Genomic DNA, 17,893 nt, shown 5'->3' with positions numbered 1-17,893 from the left:
ACATCAAAAAATATCGTCTTCAAGAACTTATCGAAAGGCAAAATAACCTGTTGCTCTTCTAAAAAACCGAAAACTTAGCTTGTTATTAACTTTATAAAGTTCTTATTAAACTATTTAAACGCTTTAGTTTTCTTAATTTTTATTGAACAAGAAGTTAATATTCTCTTAATAAACCTTAATTAGCTTTGTCGGCATAACTTAACCGACTAACGATGACTATTACAGCTACGTTTTTAAGGCCTTTAATCGCCGCTTCATTTTACAAGAGAAACCAAGGAAACTTGCTTCTGCCACTTGTTATCGACCATGGAAAGGAGACTAACCCTTTCGTGTCGACTTCAACTTCAACCGACCACCCTAGTGATAAACAGGCGACCTTCAAAATAATCTCATAGTAGACTAACTTTTTATTTTTTTATGAAAAAATGTATACCAATATTCCTATTGGCAGGGATGGCATTGTCCTTACCGATACAAGGGAAAGAATCGAAACTAAGCGTAGAACTATTGTACAGCAATGTTTTACAGCAAACCATACGCGGAAAAGTCGTTGATGGAAGCGGCAATCCCATTGAAAATGCAACAGTTGCTATTCAGGGCACTAACCGCGGTACAGCGACAGATAAGTTAGGTCGGTTTACGATTGAATCACCTAAACAAAATCCTACATTAGTTGTTTCGTACGTCGGTTTTAACACGAAAACACATGCTGTTACAAACAATGCTGACGACGTGCTGGTGCAGCTAGACAACAAAAATGACTTAGATGAAGTCGTTGTGGTTGGATACGGAACGCAAAAGAAGGTTAATCTAACGGGCGCTGTCTCGCAGATTACCTCCGAAACGCTGGAGAATCGTCCTTCTTCCAGTCTGAGTCGGATGTTGCAAGGCGCTCTTCCCAATTTAAACTTAAAGATGGTTGACGGAAGTCCAACTCGCGGTGCGACCTTTAACGTACGTGGTACGACCTCGATCGGTGCCGGTGGTAGTGCTTTGGTTTTGATTGATGGCGTAGAGGGCGATCCAAATATGATCAATCCGAACGATATCGAGAGTGTGACCGTTTTAAAAGATGCGTCTTCGGCGGCTATCTATGGCTCGCGTGCCGCGTTTGGGGTGGTATTGATCACAACAAAGACCCCCAAAGCAGGAAAGGCTACTGTAACTTTAAACTCGAATTTCTCGATCAATAATAGGGTAGTGGAACCTAAGCTTGTGACCAATGGCTACCAATGGGCAAAAAACTTTAACGATGCCTTCAATGCATGGTACGACTATAAATCAACGCCAATTTCGGTGAACAACGTCTATCCATTCTCGTTGGAGTATTTAGAGGCTTTGCGGAAGCACGACGAAAATCCTACTGGTGAAGACGTCGTTTACAATCCTGCAACGAAGCGCTACGAGTATTTCGGTAATACCGATTGGTACAACATCATATATCGCAACGACATGCCTGCAACCGAACAGGCCATGAGCGTATCGGGTGGTGGCGATAAAGCATCCTATTTCCTTTCCGGACGCTATTATCATCAAGGAGGCTTGTTCCAGTTCAATCCGGATAAGTTCAACAAATACAACGTCCGAGGAAAAGGCGATATCAAAGTAACCGACTGGTTAACTTTCCAAAATAATATGGAAATCTCATCGTATGACTATCATTACCCGATGTTTGCAGATGGAGACGGAAATATTTGGCGAAATTTTGAGCACCAAGGATATCCTATGGCGGTTATCCATAACCCCGATGGGACCTATACCCATACCGCAATTTATACCGGTGTTGCATCGTATATGGAAGGCGTAAATGCTTCCGATCTCAATAATACCGTGATTCGAAACACAGCAGGCGTAGTCATCAAACCGCTGGCAGGATTAACATTGAAGGGCGATCTTACCTACGCAAGAACTTGGCAAGATGATACCAGAACCAACAACTATGTGAATTATAGTAATTCGCCGGGGGTAATCGACCGCTTTGGTCGAAGCTTACTAAGACAGCTCGGCGACCGTAAAAAGTATCTTGCAGGAAACATCACGGCAAACTACATGAAAAAGTTCGCTGACAAACATGACATCAATGCATTAATTGGTTACAACGTCGAAGAGCAAACCTTCAAAAACCTAGATGCTCAACGCGACGGAATCATATTGCCCGATAAACCCGATTTTAACCTAATGGATGGTTTAAATTTCAATATCGGCGGCGGCGGTAATGAATGGGCATATATTGGATTGTTCTATCGCTTCAATTATGCGTACGCCAATAAATATTTGCTGGAGCTAAATGGGCGTTACGACGGATCGTCGAAATTCCCGGAAGATCAACGCTTTGGTTTCTTTCCATCGGTCTCCGCGGGATGGGTTGTATCGAATGAATCATTTTTTGAAGATGCGAAGCCTTTGGTCAGCAACTTAAAGTTTAGAGCATCCTATGGTTCTCTTGGAAATGGAAATATCAGTCCATACCGCTATCAAGAGCAAATGGGTGTCGCAAAAACGGGTGTTATTTTAGGTGGTGTTCAACCGAGCTATACGTCTATCCCAGGCGTCATTCCTGAAGGCTTAACCTGGGAAAGATCGACGACATTCAACGTGGGAGCAGATCTTGGTTTTTTTGATAATGCCTTAAACCTAACTTTTGATTGGTACAATCGTAAAACCTACGATATGTTTACCATAGGCGAGCCGCTTCCTGCTGTATTTGGCGCCGCAGTTCCTTATGGTAATTTTGCCGATCTGTCGACAAAAGGATGGGAACTAACCGTTAATTATAACAATCAATTTGAACTTGCCGGCAAACCCTTCAATTGGGGGATAAACGGTTCCTTATGGGACAGTAAATCTAACATCACTCGTTTTAACAATCCGAGGAAATTATTGAGTTCTTATTATGTAGGACAAGAAATTGGCGAAATTTGGGGATATCAAACCCTGGGATTCTTCACCTCAGAAGAAGACGTGAAAAACCATGCCGATCAAAGTTTTATTCGTAACTCGAATAACAATGTATGGCTGCCGGGAGATTTGAAGTTTGCTGACTTACCGAATGCGAATGGCGAAGTCGATGGTGTGATTAACAACGGTGATAATACAGTAGAAAATCCGGGCGATCGCCGTATAATCGGTAATAATTCTCCACGTTATCAGTTCGGATTCAACCTTTCCGGCCGTTGGAATGGCATCGGACTGTCTGCATTCTTCCAAGGTATCGGTAAGAGAGATTACTATTTTGCACCGGAAGCAGGTTTATTTTGGGGACCGTATAACCGTCCATATGGTTATCAGCCAACAAAAATGATGGAGGATATGTGGTCGGAGGAAAATCCAGATTCTTATTTCCCAAGATATAGAGGCTATACTGCCTTGGGAACTGACCGTTCATTAGGTGCCCCGCAAACCCGTTACTTGCAAGATATATCATACTTACGCGTTAAAAATATTACGATTGATTACAGCCTGCCGAAAAGCTGGTTGCAAAAATCGAAGCTAGCCAACGTTCAAGTATTTGTAACCGGGCAGAATCTATTCACTTTCTCAGGATTATTCAAACACACAGACAACTTTGATCCGGAAGTGATCGAGAAACCTATTGGTGACTTAACGAACAACCAAGCAGAAGGCTATGCTTACCCACAATTGAAATCTTACACCTTCGGATTAAATGTCACATTCTAAATCTACAACGATGAAACCATCTATAAAATATTGTTTATTAGCTTTTGCTGCATTGCTGTGCTCGGCATGTAGTAAGAATTTCCTCGACAGGGAACCATTCGACAAATTGGTGCCTAATAGTTTCTTCAACACAGAAGCTGACTTACAGCTTTACAGCAATTCGTTCTATCAACAATTTACGCCATCAGCGCTTGCCATTGTGCAGGCAGATGAAATGGGCGAATATACCTCGAAGAACAACTCCCCAAAGTTCATCTCCGGAAGCTTTACGCCGATCGATCAGGGAGGCTGGTCATGGACTAAGCTCCGAAACATCAACTATTTTTTAAGTAAGTATGATAACCCGGCAATCCCCGAAGCTGCTCGGAAACACTACGCTGGAATCGCTAGATTTTACAGAGCCTTATTTTATTTTGATATGGTAAAAGACTACGGCGATGTGCCATGGTATAGCAAACCACTCTCAACAGATGATAGAGATATGCTGTACAAAAAAAGAGACCCTCGTGCAGCGGTTATGGACTCAGTCTTAGCCGACTTGGATTATGCAGTAGCCAATATTCGCGACAAGAAGGATAATACATCTTCCATGATCAGCAAATGGGTAGCCTTGGGAATCAAGTCGCGCATCTGCTTATTCGAAGGAACCTACCGTAAATACCACAGCGAGATCGGATTGGCTAACACAGCAGACAAGTGGCTGACCGAAGCATTAAACTCAGCAAAACAAGTAATGGATTCAAAACAGTATTCGCTATATAGTACGGGTAATCCAACGACAGATTATCGTACATTGTTCACCAGCGAAAATCCGGTTGCTGCCGAGATTATGTGGGCCAATACCTATAACAATGCGTTAAAGCGTTGGCATGAGGTTACCTGGAAGTTCAATTCAGCGACCTATGGTGCTCGCTGGGGCTTGAACAAACAATTTGTTAATACCTACTTAAATGCCGACGGCTCGAGATTTACTGATAAAGCAGGCTTTGACGAACTTTTGTTCGTCGAGGAAATGAAAGGTCGCGATCCACGTCTGTCACAAACTATCCGTGGCTTAGGATACAAGCGCTCAGACGGATCCGCTGCGCCAGCAAACTTTGGTTATACATTTACAGGATATCACATCTTAAAATTCAGCTTAGACGATAAAAGACTGGATGGAATAGCCGAAGCCTATAACTCTATTACGATGTTGCGTTATGCCGAAGTGTTATTGAACTATGCGGAATCTGCTGCTGAACTAGGACAAATGGCCGGAAATGCCAGTATTTGGGAACAAACGATTGCTGCCCTAAGAAAGCGTGCCGGCGTTAATCCAAAGCAGCCTGAAACAGCAGATACCTATCTACAGCAAGTGTATTTCCCTGAGATAAGCGATAAGTTTTTACTAGAGGTGCGTCGCGAACGGGGCATCGAGCTTTGTTATGAAGGCTTACGCTATGATGATCTAATGCGCTGGAAAAAGGGAACATTGCTAGAAATGCCATGGAAGGGTATTTACGTGCCGGCAATGGATCAGGAAATGGACTTAGATGGCAATGGTACTCCTGATGTATCGTTTGTCGCAAAAACGCCGGCAAGCCCGAAGCAAGGAGTATCCTACTTCGTTGTAGATGGGAAAGCCGCCAAACTCAGTCAAGGAACCAAAGGTCATATCCTATGGCGTGTCGATGAAAATCGAAAATTTGAAGATCGCAAATATTTAAAACCAATCGCAAACAGCGACTTGGTAATCAACCCTGACCTTGGACAAAATCCAGGTTGGTAATACCAAAATAAATTTTAATATGAGAAAAGCAGCTGAGGAATACTCGCTGCTTTTTCTTTTGAAATATGATAGTTTTCAAGCTGCTCGAAGCAGCGTCTGACGCTCGATAAACGGCTACAGATTTCCCCTTTTTTACAAATTCGTCGATTAATAATTTTTATATTTAATAGATCAGTCCTAGTTGATTGATTCTATGAAAAATATAGAAAAATAACGAACCCCATGATCCCAAAACATCTCCTGTCTTTTTTATTCCTGTTGCTCAGTTTGAGCGCATTCGCGAATGATGGTGCTTACTTTGCTGCTGGAAACCAATTAATACCCATTCATGAAACCGATATTTCCATACAAAAGGAAATACTAACAGTAAAGAAATTCAATAATAAATTGATCGAAGTCACAGTTTACTACGAATTCTTCAATCCTTCTCGCGAAAAAGAACTAATCGTCGGTTTTGAAGCCATATCGCCAAGTGGGGACGTGGAGGGCGCACCTAAGAAAGGACTTCACCCGTATATGCGCGATTTCACGGTAAATATGAATGGAAGTCCGTTGAAATATCAGGTCGCCTATGTTGCTGATTCACTTTACAATCAGAACGGAAAAATCAAGACCATCGACCTTGCGAATTTCGATGGCAGCACGAGTGGCAACTACGTAGACTTTTTCTACGTTTACCATTTCAAAGCCAAGTTTAAGAAAGGAAAGAACATCGTTAAACATACCTATACCTTCGATGTGTCCGGCGGTATCGAGTATAACTTTCAATTCGACTATGTGCTTACCGCAGCAAACCGTTGGGCAAATAAGCAAATCGACGACTTTACATTGAATATAGAGATGGAGGATTTTGAAGATTTTTATATTGATAAGACTTTCTTCAAACGCAAAGACGAGTGGAAGATTGATGGGGTAGGGAAGGTTCGAGATATTAAGGCAACGCCAAATTCACCGTTAGATCGTAACGCTTTGGAATTCGCAGTGAAAAGTGGAAAGTTAGTCTTTCAAAAGAAAAACTTCAGTCCGAAAGGGGAGCTATCCATTTACAGTCACAACCTCTATATCCATGAAATTCTAAATACGGACAAGGACTTTTACCTGCCGTTTTCAATTTATCAAGCCGACAACATTAATTTCGAAGAATCGCTCTCGAGCTTCCAAAAGAAGATATTGAGAAATCTGCCTTTCGCCAGACGTGGGTATGTATTCAGCGACCCCGAATTGAAAGAATACTACGAATCGTTGTATTGGTATATGCCAGACCCACAATATTCACCCGCTATCAGCAAACTCCATAAATCAGAGCAACAATGGATTGAACAATGGAAGTGATTTCCTACAACTCCATACTTTTTTTTAACCCTTTCAAACCCATATCATACCCCTTTTAGAGCGGTTGTGGTATGGGTTTGAAAGGGCTTTGAAAGGGTTTTACAAGGGCTTTAAGTTGACGAAGGCTGGATGAAGTATTGTACCAGGAAAGTATTTAGTAGTTAGTACTTAGTAGTTAGACCCGATCCTGCAAATCCTTAAATCCTTCCTTTCCTGGTTCAAGACAAACTTTTCCTTCCTTTCCTAGTTCAAGACAACCGTCTCAAATCTAATACCTCCTCATTGCAAGTCCAGAATAGAAGGCCGGATAATTGCCCATACACGTTTATGTTTGGAGGTATTATCCTCGTAACGAATCTGATATTCCGGCAATAGGATATGGCAGGAGATTCCGACATGACCTGCGACGTTTCCCTGATAGACCAGTGATATTCCCAGTTCGTCTTCAATCCATTGTTTTTTGGCCGATATGGGGATACCGTCAGCCGCTATTTGCGCTAGGGCGACGTCGTTGTTTGGTATACCGAGGGAGGCTAGAGCGAATCCACCGCCGTTTCCATCGACTACGGTCAGCATTTTAGTTCCGGGATCATATTTGTAAACGATTTGGATGTGGTCTGCGCCTCCCTTACCCGAATTGTCGACAAGGACAATATCGCCTGGCAAGATATCGAGGTCATATTGGGCATCAATATCTTCAAACGTAATCATTTTCCTAGCTGCATCCTGCGCCATATGTTGCTCTTTCAATTGCGTGTTTTCGCGATAGTCTTTACGTAGAACCCCATTTTGGTCAAAGGTCATTTTCCCATAGGAACCGAATAATGAAATATTGGAAGTATTCATAAATTGACTAGTCGTCTTGTTCGGTACGCCCGCTTTGGCATAAAAATAAGCAACAGCTTTGCCACACCAAGACTCCTTACTGCCCTTGGTAATTTTGTTTTCAATGCTGCTTTGGGGCTCGGAAAGGGCTTCAAAGGCATAGTCTGCAATTTCCTGAAGTTTGGCAACCAAGGGCGCACGCTGCAGCTCATAACTATCTAGGTCGACAAATTCATACATTTCTATCGAGCTGCCATTAGGATATTGCCAGTTAATCTTTCCATATTCAAAATAGCTGACTTTTCCGCCAGCAATGCTGGGATCATCCATTTCATCCGATCGGGGAAAGCCTAAGTTAGAAGTCGTTTCACCAACTTCCTGATATTTCATGAGAATATTACCGTGAACTTCAAATATCAGCTCATCTGGACAAGCGTATAACACACAATTCTGACAGATGGCTACACGTCCGTTAGCCAACTCTGATTCGCTGAGGATTTGGCCAGTATCGAATCCGCGCCCTGCGAGGTCTGCGATTTTTGTATTGAAATTTTCCATGATTATATTATTCGAAAAGAATGGGATCGCTGATGCTGGGCAAGGCTGGGAATACTTCGCAAATCCAACCCAAAGCCTGTATCCCGGGGTTTATTAATTCGTTTTTACTATTGATCCGACTGTCTGCAATATTGAAGAAGCCCAAACTCATACTTTCTTCCGAATGAGCAAGGTCTTGCGTAGACCAGTTGGCAGATATTTTCAAATTCTTGACCAATATCATTGCCGTCGTCATGCATTTCAGTTCCCCCTCATTGCTGCTATCTTTCATGCCATTCGAGAAAAAGTTCTTTTCCAATGCTTTCGCGTACCAAAGTTTGGAGCAATTCAATAGGGATCGGTCAAACCAATCACGTCGTAGATTGACCATGCAATAATCGAAAGATAGTTCAAAACGATCAGCCTCCGGCTGCTGCTGTATTAGCAGCTTATCTTGCTGGAGCATTTGAGTCATTGCTAAACGCTTGGATAGGAGTGGTTTTATTAACAATGGTTTGCTTTCGCTAACGAGCATAGGCTTGACTTGAAAGTTAATAGCCGGACGTCGGATCTGTTGTGTTTTAACCTGGAGCAGATTCATATTCAATTGCTGTTTTGCTAAAGACTCATGCCACTGCGTCTTCTCAATAGCAGGATTCCGTTTAATCAGTCCTTCGAACTGCTGCTGGACTGAAGTCGACAGCTTTGTTTGGTCAATGCGCTTCCATTTTAAGTCAAACCGAAAAGGTTTGTCTGGTTCATCTACTTGCTCGGGTATTTTTTGAGAGAAGGATTTACTGATCCAGACTGATGCATCCTTATTGTACCAGGCGTCGGGCTGGCCCGTGACTAGGTAATAAGAACCCGTCGCTGTAACGACAGAGGCTCTTTTTCCTTGTTCAAGCTTTGCTATCGTTTCGGCTTTGGCTTGGTTGAATATCTTTCGATAATCTTCTTTTTCAGCATCCGCTACAAGATTCTCTCGAAAAGTACTCGAATAAACCATCGTTTCCCATATGTCAGTAAAGCGGGAGCTGCCAAAAGTCATGCTTTCTTGGATAGCAGGAAGGCGTTCAGCAAGAATGGAGAGTTGTTCATTTGCTCTCGTTTTGCTCTGCGGATCGGCAGGGTCGAGTTCATCGATCATGCAACCAATCGGTTCGAAAGCAATGAACAGATTGCTTTTTTCCAGTCCGTCCTTATACTGCCTAAGAAAGAACTCTTTTAGTTTTTCTTGAAAGTCCATGATCGTTTATCCCTATTTTTGCTCTTCTTTCACCGGTTCCTCTTTCACTGCCTCTTTTTTAGGTTCTTCTTTTTTCTTCTGCGTAAAGTTGGCTCCATTCAATTTCGGCGATAGCGGCATAATGGAGGATACATATCCAATAAGTTGAACGCCATCAACCCGCAGTTGTCGCGTGTTTTGGTCAATGGTTTGATCCCAGTGGTAGTCGTCTTTCCGATAGCTCGCGGATCCTTTGCCGGATACAAATATGTTTCCGAAACTAACTGCGCCACCTGTACTTATCGTATTGGCAATTTCATTTGAATCAAAGGAAGCAGAGTTCCAAGAGATCACGACATCTTTAATCAAAATCATGCTCGTAACGACAGAAGGAAGCAATACAAACTGTTTTGGATCGTCGGGTTTAAACTCTTGGTTCACTTTACCTGTTGAAATACAGCCCTCTGGATAATCCCCCATAAGAAACCAGTTTCCAATATTCATCAAGGTGGTATCCATCCATGGCCTGTTGATGTTGGCAATACAATAAGAAAAATTAATCGTTAGTCCTTCGAAGGATGAACTGATATGCTTTTCGCTGTGTTGTTTGGAATGGTTTACCGATCCACCAAGACTTCCAAAGAGCCTAAATCCACTACTGATTTTAGCCGAAGCTTCTGTTTTTGTCGACAGCGTATCAAAGGATTTTTCAGAATGATAGTCGGTTTGGCTGTAGGTATTCCATCCGGGACCATTCTTAGAGTACCATTTGCTCGGCGTAATAAAGGTATATGGAAGATTGCCGACTCCGGGCGCATTGATCAGGCTATTTTCGTATTTGACTTTAGCACGCCGAATCATCAAGATAGCTGGGTCAATTCCTTGAGCTGATAGCAAGGCCATTGCTTCCTCAATTTCTTGCTTGGCACCGCGTGCCTGCCATTTGTCCCATGCATAATCAATGTCATCCTGGTAGACTTTACCCTGCATTGGCCATAAGTTGAACTTCATGGGGTCGGTTAATGCATTTGCATACTGTCGATCACGCTCTCTTACAGCGTCATAATATTCATCTCGATATTGATTGTATTTAGCATATTTTGGGCTGTCATTACCTTCTTCATCAACCATTATTTTTTCAGCTCGTTGCAAAGCAGCCTTGATGTTTTCATTGGCTTCCAAACCTGATTCTACACCATTAGCGCCGTTGATGATGGCATACCATGTGTCATTGACTTTCGCAGCGTTGGGCCAAGCACGATAGGTGTCGTCAATAGAAATCTTAGTATCTGTAAGCGAGAAGGTTTGTAGATAAGCATTCATGGATTGTCCGATAGCAGCATCCTTGAGCATAATGTCTTCCAAGGTTGCCGACACAGAGGCTGCTTCGGAATTCGCCGGATCTGTGGCATCAGTCGTTCCCGATTTATTCTCTCTAGCAAACTTCATCGCTTCGGCAAGGTTGGATTGAGTGGGTGTCCATGGATTTCTGAAATCTTCTTCCGGGATGGGTAGTCCAATAGGGAGAAATGATACAAATTGATTATTTGGAGTCTGGCCAGTGCTGGGATCTACACCTACGGCTTTCCATTTTAGATCCTCCATAATCTTAAATACATCGTTATTCATGACTTTAAGTTTAGTGGTTTATTAATAAGATGTATTAAAGTTGAGAATATATGTAAGCGATTGAAAAACAATATGATGAAAGACGCTTTTTAATTAGTGGAGTAGCCGATTTATCGAGGGAGCTCGAGATATTGTAATAAACTATAGCATGTAGATATAAAGTAGATAGCCTAAAATCGTGTATTTCCTCGTTCTATAGCGTTTTTATATAATTATGCTAAGGTTCCATTTATTTTTTCGGGGCGTTGGTTCTTTCTTTGTGTGGTTCTTAGCATAGATGAGTATTATGAGAAAATTGAATTTTAGAAGTGTGATTGTCGCCTTCGGTATGTTGGCTGTCATCAGTGCCTGTAGCAAGAAATCTGATGATGCAGAGACGCCAGAGCCCGAAACTCCAGAGACGCCACAACCCCCGACACCCGAGCCGTTGACATTTTTCTATGCCGGCTATAAGTATCAAACAGATTATAGAGGTGCCGATCGAAATGCTATCTTAAGCGTTGATGACTCGCTTGTTCTTCTTTCTCCCTCATTGCGTTCAGATGCATTAGCCATTGCAGCGGTAAACAAGAAGGAAGCACATATTACAGGTTATCAGAAGACATCGACAGGGCAGCAGCGTGTTGCCTATTGGAAGAATGGTAAGATTTCATTCCTAACACAGGCAGGAAATAGTAATAAAGGCACGGCAATCAATGTAATTGGGAGTAATGTCTATGTAGGGGGAACCAAAGATTCCAACGGAGCTTCCGGCTTGTATCTATGGACGAACGGAGTAGAGAAGACAAAAGCATGTTGTTTGGCACAGTCCGAACTAACATCGATTACGGAAGTTGCAGGGGAGCCCTACCTAGCAGGACGGTTTGCAAGCAATGCGCATATGTTTAACAATGAATGGGCAATGTCGATTGCCGGTCCGAATACCTACGCAGACTATATACATGCCATTAATAAGGATGTTTATGTGCTCGGCCATGCAAATTATAATAGCAGTTCCGACGCGGCAATGGTATGGAAAAATCGGAAAGAAGTATTCAAGTTGCCCCTTGGAGACTTTGCATCAGACGTTATAGGAACCATGGTAGGGACAGATTATTATTTCGTCGCCAACTTCGATAACGGCGGCAAGGGCACATCTGTAGTTTATAAGAATAAAAAAAAACTTTACCAGCTAAGCGGCGCAGCTAGCATCACCGCGACTGCAATACAAGTGGTAAGCGGTAAAGTATATGTCCTCGGAAATTACCTCAACGGAACAAAATCTACAGCAGTACTCTGGACAAACGGCAAACCGCAAGTGCTATTCGCCGAAGGAAAGAAGATTTATTTGAATGATTTTGTTGTACGTTAGATTTTAGACATTAGATGTAAGATTTTAGAGCGTTGCGATAAATATTGTAGCACTTCTTTTGTGTTATGGAAATATAATTTGGATTGTAGACATTAGACATAAGATTTTAGAGCGCAACGATAAATATACTAGCACATCAATGTGCGTTATTACTATAGCGTAAAAGATAAAATATATGAGGAGTAAATAAACACCATACAGCACTTTCTCCTTAGCCAGCTTACTCTAATGTCTTAAATCTAATATCTACCATCTAGACCTAATATTGCCACCCAACAAACCGTTGCACCAGTCCGTTTTTGTCGAATACCCATACGAGATGTGCGAAGCAGCCGCCGTCGCCGACGCCTTGACTGACGTAGTAGTGGTTGTTATAGGTTTTGATTTCGAAGTCCTTGCCAGCATGCAATATTCCCCAGATTAAGGACATGGGGATATCGACTATTTTGCTACCGATTGTTGCTGTTGCTTTGCTGATTTCCGTCTTTGGAGTTCCGCAGTCCGCTCCGAAGTAATGCTCGCCATTGATCGTTGCGATCGCCTCGGATCCGTCAATATAGTCGATCTTCTTTCCTGATTTGCTGAAGGGTTTATGTTTGTATTGAAATTTAAAGGCTTTGGGGTCGGCATTTTTGAGATCATCCAATAACTTATATTGCGACCTATGAATATATCCGTAAGTGTACTCATCGTTTGCGGTGTTGAGCCTGCTCATCGGATCCTTGATTAGTAAAGCCTGCGACCAGACAGCATCAGCATTGGAAACGCCAATGTCATCATTGAAAGCAAGGATCACCATATTAGCCTTAACCTTTGCGACGACTTTACTCTTGCTATCCGGTTTTTCGCGAATGTTCGCATATCCATCCGGACTGCTGATCACAGCGACTTGAGAAAATCCAACATTAACGAATACTACTATCAAGATTAAGGTAAATAGGGCTCTCATAAGGCTTTTGTTTTTATACGATCAAATCTAACACCAAAGTTTTAATATCAAATATTTATATTTGTTGCGCATTAGCTTAATTATATAAATCAATGAGAACATGCATACTGGCATTTATCGTCTATTACATCGCACTGCTTTTAGTGCCGTGTGGCGATCATTTCCATTATGCAGAGGGCAACGCTGCGGAACCTGCTTCACATACTTATTGCTCGCATGCTCACAGTAGCGAAGATCATCATAACAGTGATGATAAAAGCTCTGAAGCACATAATAATTCTCATGATTGCTCGCCTTTGTGCGTGTGTGGCTGTTGTCATATCGTACTTTCTGATCAGGTAAGTCATCAGATCAACCTCAATGAACACATTCGTACAGAATATCAATTTATCGAATTGAATTCCTACTACGTTTTCCTATCGAGCAAGCCATTGCCAACGTTCCGAATACGGAAGAGATCCGCAGTATCTCCCGGTTTGGATTGTCCGTTATTACTGTCGTTTTTAAGGAAGAAGTAGATATCTACTTTGCGCGGCAGCTACTGCAAGAAAAGCTAAAGGAAGCCGAAGAAGAGATTCCTGATGGCGTGGGCCGTCCGGAGCTAGCGCCTGTAAGTACAGGGCTTGGAGAGGTTTACCAATATATTCTCCATCCGAAAGAAGGTGCGGAGAATAAATACACAACGATGGACCTGCGTACGATGCAGGATTGGATTGTGCGCCGGCAGTTGAACGGGACGCCCGGTGTGGCAGAAGTCAACAGTTTCGGTGGTTTACTAAAACAATACGAGGTCAGTATCGACCCGGAGCGATTAAGAGCTTATAATCTATCTATCGCGGACGTATATTCAGCTTTAGAACAAAATAATCAGAATACCGGCGGTGCTTATATCGATAAGAAGCCGACCGCCTACTATATCCGTGGTGTAGGGGTGGTGACATCCTTAGAGGATGTAAAACAAATAGCAATCATCAGGGAAAACCAGCCTCCAACTTATATCAGGGATATCGCTGATGTGAAGTTTGGAAGTGCCGTTCGATATGGTGCAATGACCTATAATGGGAAAGTTGATGCCGTAGGGGGCGTGGTGATGATGTTGAAAGGCGAGAACAGTAAAGAAGTCGTTGATGCTGTCAAAGGACGCATTGCGACCATACAGAAGACTTTGCCAAAAGATGTGACCATTGAACCTTATCTAGATCGTACAGACCTTGTCGATCGGGCAATCAGAACGGTAGAGAAGAACTTGATCGAAGGTGCGTTAATTGTAATCTTCGTGTTGGTTATTTTCTTAGGAAATCTTCGTGCAGGATTGATTGTTGCATCAGCAATTCCATTGTCTATGCTATTTGCAATCAGCTTAATGAACGTGTTTGGCGTAACTGCAAATCTGATGAGCTTAGGAGCTATAGATTTTGGACTGATTGTCGATGGCTCGGTTATTATTGTCGAGGCGACGCTGCATCACCTTGCCACGCGTGGCCTATCTGGCAAGTTAAGCCAAAAAGAGATGGATGAAGAGGTTTACCAGTCTGCGTCAAAGATTCGCTCTAGCGCAGCATTCGGAGAAATCATTATCCTCATCGTATATATTCCTATTCTCGTATTAAGAGGAGTTGAAGGGAAGATGTTCGTGCCGATGGCACAAACCGTGTCTTTCGCTATCATCGGTGCATTAATCCTATCGTTGACTTATATCCCGATGATGTGTGCTTTATTCTTACCAAAGCAAATTAAGCAAAAGGAGACATTCTCAACGCGGATGATCAGCTGGCTCTATCTACGCTATGAGCCGATTTTACACAAAGCATTTGATTTTAAAGGATGGATTGTCGGAATTACCGTTGCTGTGTTCGGGATATCGGTATTCTTCTTTTCAAAAATGGGAGGGGAGTTCCTGCCGACATTGAAGGAAGGAGACTATGCTTTCCACTGTATCTTGCCAAAGGGAACTAGTTTGAACCAAAGTATTGAGACTTCTATGCTAGCTTCTCGAATAATCAAGAGTTTTGATGAGGTGAAGATGGTCGTTGGTAAAACAGGTTCTGCAGAGGTGCCGACAGATCCGATGCCGCCTGAAGCGACAGACATCATGGTTATCCTTAATCCGAAAGACGAATGGACGTCAGGGCGGACTTATGATGAGTTGGGAGATGCTATATATGCGAAATTGAAAGCAACCATTCCGGGGGTGTTCTTTGAAAAGAATCAGCCTATCCAAATGCGCAGCAATGAACTGATGACGGGTATCCGTCAGGATGTTGCAGTAAAAGTATTTGGTGAGAATATCGATAGCCTATTATTTTATGGGAATAAAGTAAGCGAAATCATCAAGCAGGTGCCGGGCGCCAGTACGCCGCAGATGGAGAATATCAGCGGTCTTCCGCAAATTACTGTAGAATATGATCGAGTTCGATTGGCAAACAATGGCGTATCGGTGCAGGAAGTGAATGATATTATTGCGGCTGCCTTTGCAGGTCGAGTAACAGGATCTGTTTATGAAAATGAACGGAAGTTTGATTTAGTCGTGCGATTGAATGAAGAGAATCGCCAGACGATAGATAACGTCGCAAACCTTTTTGTTCCAACGAAGGCAGGCGTGTTATTGCCGCTAAGCGAATTAGCCACCGTTGCCTATAAGAACGGTCCTGCACAGATTTCCCGCGAAGAAGGTAAGCGTCGTGTAGTAATCGGTTTCAATATTACAGGAGGACGGGATGTTGCCTCTGTCGTAAAGGAAATTCAAGATAAGATGGACAAGCAGTTGAAATTGACTAGCGGTTATTACTTGCAGTATGCAGGTTCGTTTCAAAACCTAGAAGAAGCCAACGCAAGATTATCTTGGGCAGTACCACTTGCCTTGCTGTTAATCTTCTTCCTGCTGTACACAACTTTTAAATCCGTAAAACAAGCCATATTAATATTTACAGCAATTCCGATGTCGGCTATTGGTGGTGTCTTTGCGCTGATGCTTCGAGGTATGCCATTCTCCATTTCGGCAGGGATAGGCTTTATCGCGCTATTTGGTGTCGCCGTATTGAATGGGATTGTATTGATAGGAACCTTTAATCACTTAAAACAAGATGGTATGAAAGATGTTTGGCAACGCATCAAAGAAGGAACGAAAGAACGCTTTAGACCAGTATTGATGACGGCAAGTGTAGCGAGCCTAGGCTTCCTGCCGATGGCGATTAGTCAGGGCGATGGAGCTGAGGTGCAGAAACCTTTAGCCACGGTCGTAATAGGAGGATTGATTACAGCCACTATACTGACGCTTATCGTTTTACCCATATTATACTCGCTATTCGAGCGCAAATGGAAGGTAAAGCCGAATGGAACAGCTATGCTAATCTTCTTTGTATGCACTAGTACAGTGGTCGCACAGGCACAGAATATTGAGAAAACAGCGTTTGTACAGGCAGGACTTGCAAACAATGCTGCGGTTCAGGCTGCCAGTCGAAGCGTAGAAGCTCGAAGAGCGCTGATAGGATCGGCAGGTTCGATGGCAAAAACCAATCTGTCTGCCCAATTGGGGCAATATAACTCGGAGAAATTCGATCAGAATTTCGAGCTGTCTCAGGAAATTCCTTTTCCTACCGTCTTCAAAGCGCGACGAACTCTATTTGAAAAAGATGTCTTACTGGCGGAAAACGACTATCGCCTGTTTAAGAATATGCTCGCCTTGCAGTTGGCAAACGCTTATGAAGATTTGAGTTTTGCCTATGCACGTGAGGAAAAACTGAAACGTTTAGATAGTCTATATGCCGAGTTTGAGAGAGCCTCACAAGTGAAGTTTCAAGCAGGCGATATCCCCAAAATACAAGTAACAACGGCGAAGACGAAGCGTGGCGAAGCTCAGCTACAATTGAGGCAACAACAGGTACTTATTGAGAACCTGAAGGAGCAAATCAATGCATTTACCAATGATAGTCTAATGCATCATATCGATCATCCGGCGTTGCTTGTCGATATGATCGACAAGTCCATGCAGGAAGAGTTGCTTGTTTCCAATCCCGAACTTGGGCAGATCGCAAATCAAATTGAACGCGCCGAAGCGGAGATTGGTTTAGAAAAACAGCAAAGGCTGCCTGATTTTACGATAGGATATGCAAATACATCCTTTATAGGTTCTGATGTGCAGAACGGAATTGTTATCGATGAAAGAACATCGAGAGATCGGTTCCATTCCGCAAATATCGGTGTGGCAATTCCGATTTTCAACACGGGGGCTAAGTCCAGAATCAAAAGCATCAAGCTAGAGCAGGAAGCAAATAACCTCAGACTTCAACAGCGAAGTCGCGAGTTGAAGTCCGAGCTGAACAACAATATTAAACTATTTCAGCAACAGCAAGAGCAGTATAATTTTTACCGATCGCAGGGTCTACAAAATGCTGCGGATATCTTGAATGCCGGACGATTGGGCTATGAGGTAGGCGATATGGACTATATCGAATATCTTACAGCGATTCAAAATGCTATTACTATCGAGATGAACTACATACAGAGCATTTATGAAAACAATCAGACCGTAAATAATATTCGATATATCATAGGAAACCATACGGCTAAGTAATAAACAAATTAAGAGACACTATTGTG

General features: G+C 42.7%; 10 protein-coding genes. 6 read left to right on the top strand and 4 right to left on the bottom strand.

Annotated features, from left to right (window positions below; translation table 11 throughout):
* Positions 1–417: 417 nt before the first annotated feature.
* From QYC40_RS07640 to QYC40_RS07630, 3 genes are all read left to right on the top strand, one after another.
* On the top strand, positions 418–3,678 hold the full coding sequence (locus QYC40_RS07640; RefSeq protein WP_301993351.1) for a TonB-dependent receptor: 3,261 nt from the start codon (positions 418–420) through the stop codon (positions 3,676–3,678).
* A gap of 10 nt (positions 3,679–3,688) precedes the next feature.
* Positions 3,689–5,446, top strand: a complete 1,758-nt coding sequence (locus QYC40_RS07635; RefSeq protein WP_301993349.1) for a RagB/SusD family nutrient uptake outer membrane protein — start codon at positions 3,689–3,691, stop codon at positions 5,444–5,446.
* A 222-nt stretch (positions 5,447–5,668) separates the two neighbouring features.
* On the top strand, positions 5,669–6,778 hold the full coding sequence (locus tag QYC40_RS07630) for a YARHG domain-containing protein (protein WP_301993348.1): 1,110 nt from the start codon (positions 5,669–5,671) through the stop codon (positions 6,776–6,778).
* Between the two features lie 279 nt (positions 6,779–7,057).
* Here QYC40_RS07630 and QYC40_RS07625 read toward each other — a convergent pair whose 3' ends face one another.
* From QYC40_RS07625 to QYC40_RS07615, 3 genes are read right to left on the bottom strand one after another with little or no spacing between them, the layout of a single operon-like run.
* Entirely contained in the window at positions 7,058–8,161 is a 1,104-nt protein-coding gene (locus QYC40_RS07625) for an LGFP repeat-containing protein (protein ID WP_301993347.1), read from the bottom strand.
* A gap of 7 nt (positions 8,162–8,168) precedes the next feature.
* Complete coding sequence (locus QYC40_RS07620; RefSeq protein ID WP_301993346.1) at positions 8,169–9,386, bottom strand: hypothetical protein; 1,218 nt, start codon at positions 9,384–9,386, stop codon at positions 8,169–8,171.
* A gap of 12 nt (positions 9,387–9,398) precedes the next feature.
* Positions 9,399–10,994: a hypothetical protein gene (locus tag QYC40_RS07615; protein WP_301993344.1), complete on the bottom strand. Its 1,596-nt coding sequence runs from the start codon at positions 10,992–10,994 to the stop codon at positions 9,399–9,401.
* A gap of 286 nt (positions 10,995–11,280) precedes the next feature.
* Here QYC40_RS07615 and QYC40_RS07610 point away from each other — a divergent pair, with 286 nt between their 5' ends.
* Positions 11,281–12,345, top strand: coding sequence for a hypothetical protein (locus QYC40_RS07610; RefSeq protein WP_301993343.1), 1,065 nt, complete (start codon positions 11,281–11,283; stop codon positions 12,343–12,345).
* A 259-nt stretch (positions 12,346–12,604) separates the two neighbouring features.
* Here QYC40_RS07610 and QYC40_RS07605 read toward each other — a convergent pair whose 3' ends face one another.
* Entirely contained in the window at positions 12,605–13,294 is a 690-nt protein-coding gene (locus QYC40_RS07605; RefSeq protein WP_301993342.1) for a hypothetical protein, read from the bottom strand.
* Between the two features lie 92 nt (positions 13,295–13,386).
* On the opposite strand from QYC40_RS07605, the gene QYC40_RS07600 reads away from it, so the two are divergent.
* The gene (locus QYC40_RS07600) at positions 13,387–13,812 is read left to right on the top strand and encodes a hypothetical protein (protein ID WP_301993341.1); all 426 of its coding nucleotides are present in this window, start codon (positions 13,387–13,389) and stop codon (positions 13,810–13,812) included.
* Positions 13,713–17,867: a CusA/CzcA family heavy metal efflux RND transporter gene (locus QYC40_RS07595; protein ID WP_367652325.1), complete on the top strand. Its 4,155-nt coding sequence runs from the start codon at positions 13,713–13,715 to the stop codon at positions 17,865–17,867. The genes QYC40_RS07600 and QYC40_RS07595 overlap by 100 nt, the downstream gene beginning before the upstream one ends.
* The last annotated feature ends 26 nt before the right edge of the window (positions 17,868–17,893 follow it).

This window comes from Sphingobacterium sp. BN32, assembly GCF_030503615.1.
Classification (GTDB): domain Bacteria; phylum Bacteroidota; class Bacteroidia; order Sphingobacteriales; family Sphingobacteriaceae; genus Sphingobacterium.
Note: the sequence above shows the minus strand (reverse complement) of the source record. Positions and strands in the feature narration are given on the sequence as shown.

Excerpts from the sequence above, each read along its gene's own strand:
- QYC40_RS07640 (WP_301993351.1), top strand. The coding sequence starts at position 418 with ATGAAAAAATGTATACCAATATTCCTATTGGCAGGGATGGCATTGTCC.
- QYC40_RS07635 (WP_301993349.1), top strand. The coding sequence starts at position 3,689 with ATGAAACCATCTATAAAATATTGTTTATTAGCTTTTGCTGCATTGCTG.
- QYC40_RS07630 (WP_301993348.1), top strand. The coding sequence starts at position 5,669 with ATGATCCCAAAACATCTCCTGTCTTTTTTATTCCTGTTGCTCAGTTTG.
- QYC40_RS07625 (WP_301993347.1), bottom strand. The coding sequence starts at position 8,161 with ATGGAAAATTTCAATACAAAAATCGCAGACCTCGCAGGGCGCGGATTC.
- QYC40_RS07620 (WP_301993346.1), bottom strand. The coding sequence starts at position 9,386 with ATGGACTTTCAAGAAAAACTAAAAGAGTTCTTTCTTAGGCAGTATAAG.
- QYC40_RS07615 (WP_301993344.1), bottom strand. The coding sequence starts at position 10,994 with ATGAATAACGATGTATTTAAGATTATGGAGGATCTAAAATGGAAAGCC.
- QYC40_RS07610 (WP_301993343.1), top strand. The coding sequence starts at position 11,281 with ATGAGAAAATTGAATTTTAGAAGTGTGATTGTCGCCTTCGGTATGTTG.
- QYC40_RS07605 (WP_301993342.1), bottom strand. The coding sequence starts at position 13,294 with ATGAGAGCCCTATTTACCTTAATCTTGATAGTAGTATTCGTTAATGTT.
- QYC40_RS07600 (WP_301993341.1), top strand. The coding sequence starts at position 13,387 with ATGAGAACATGCATACTGGCATTTATCGTCTATTACATCGCACTGCTT.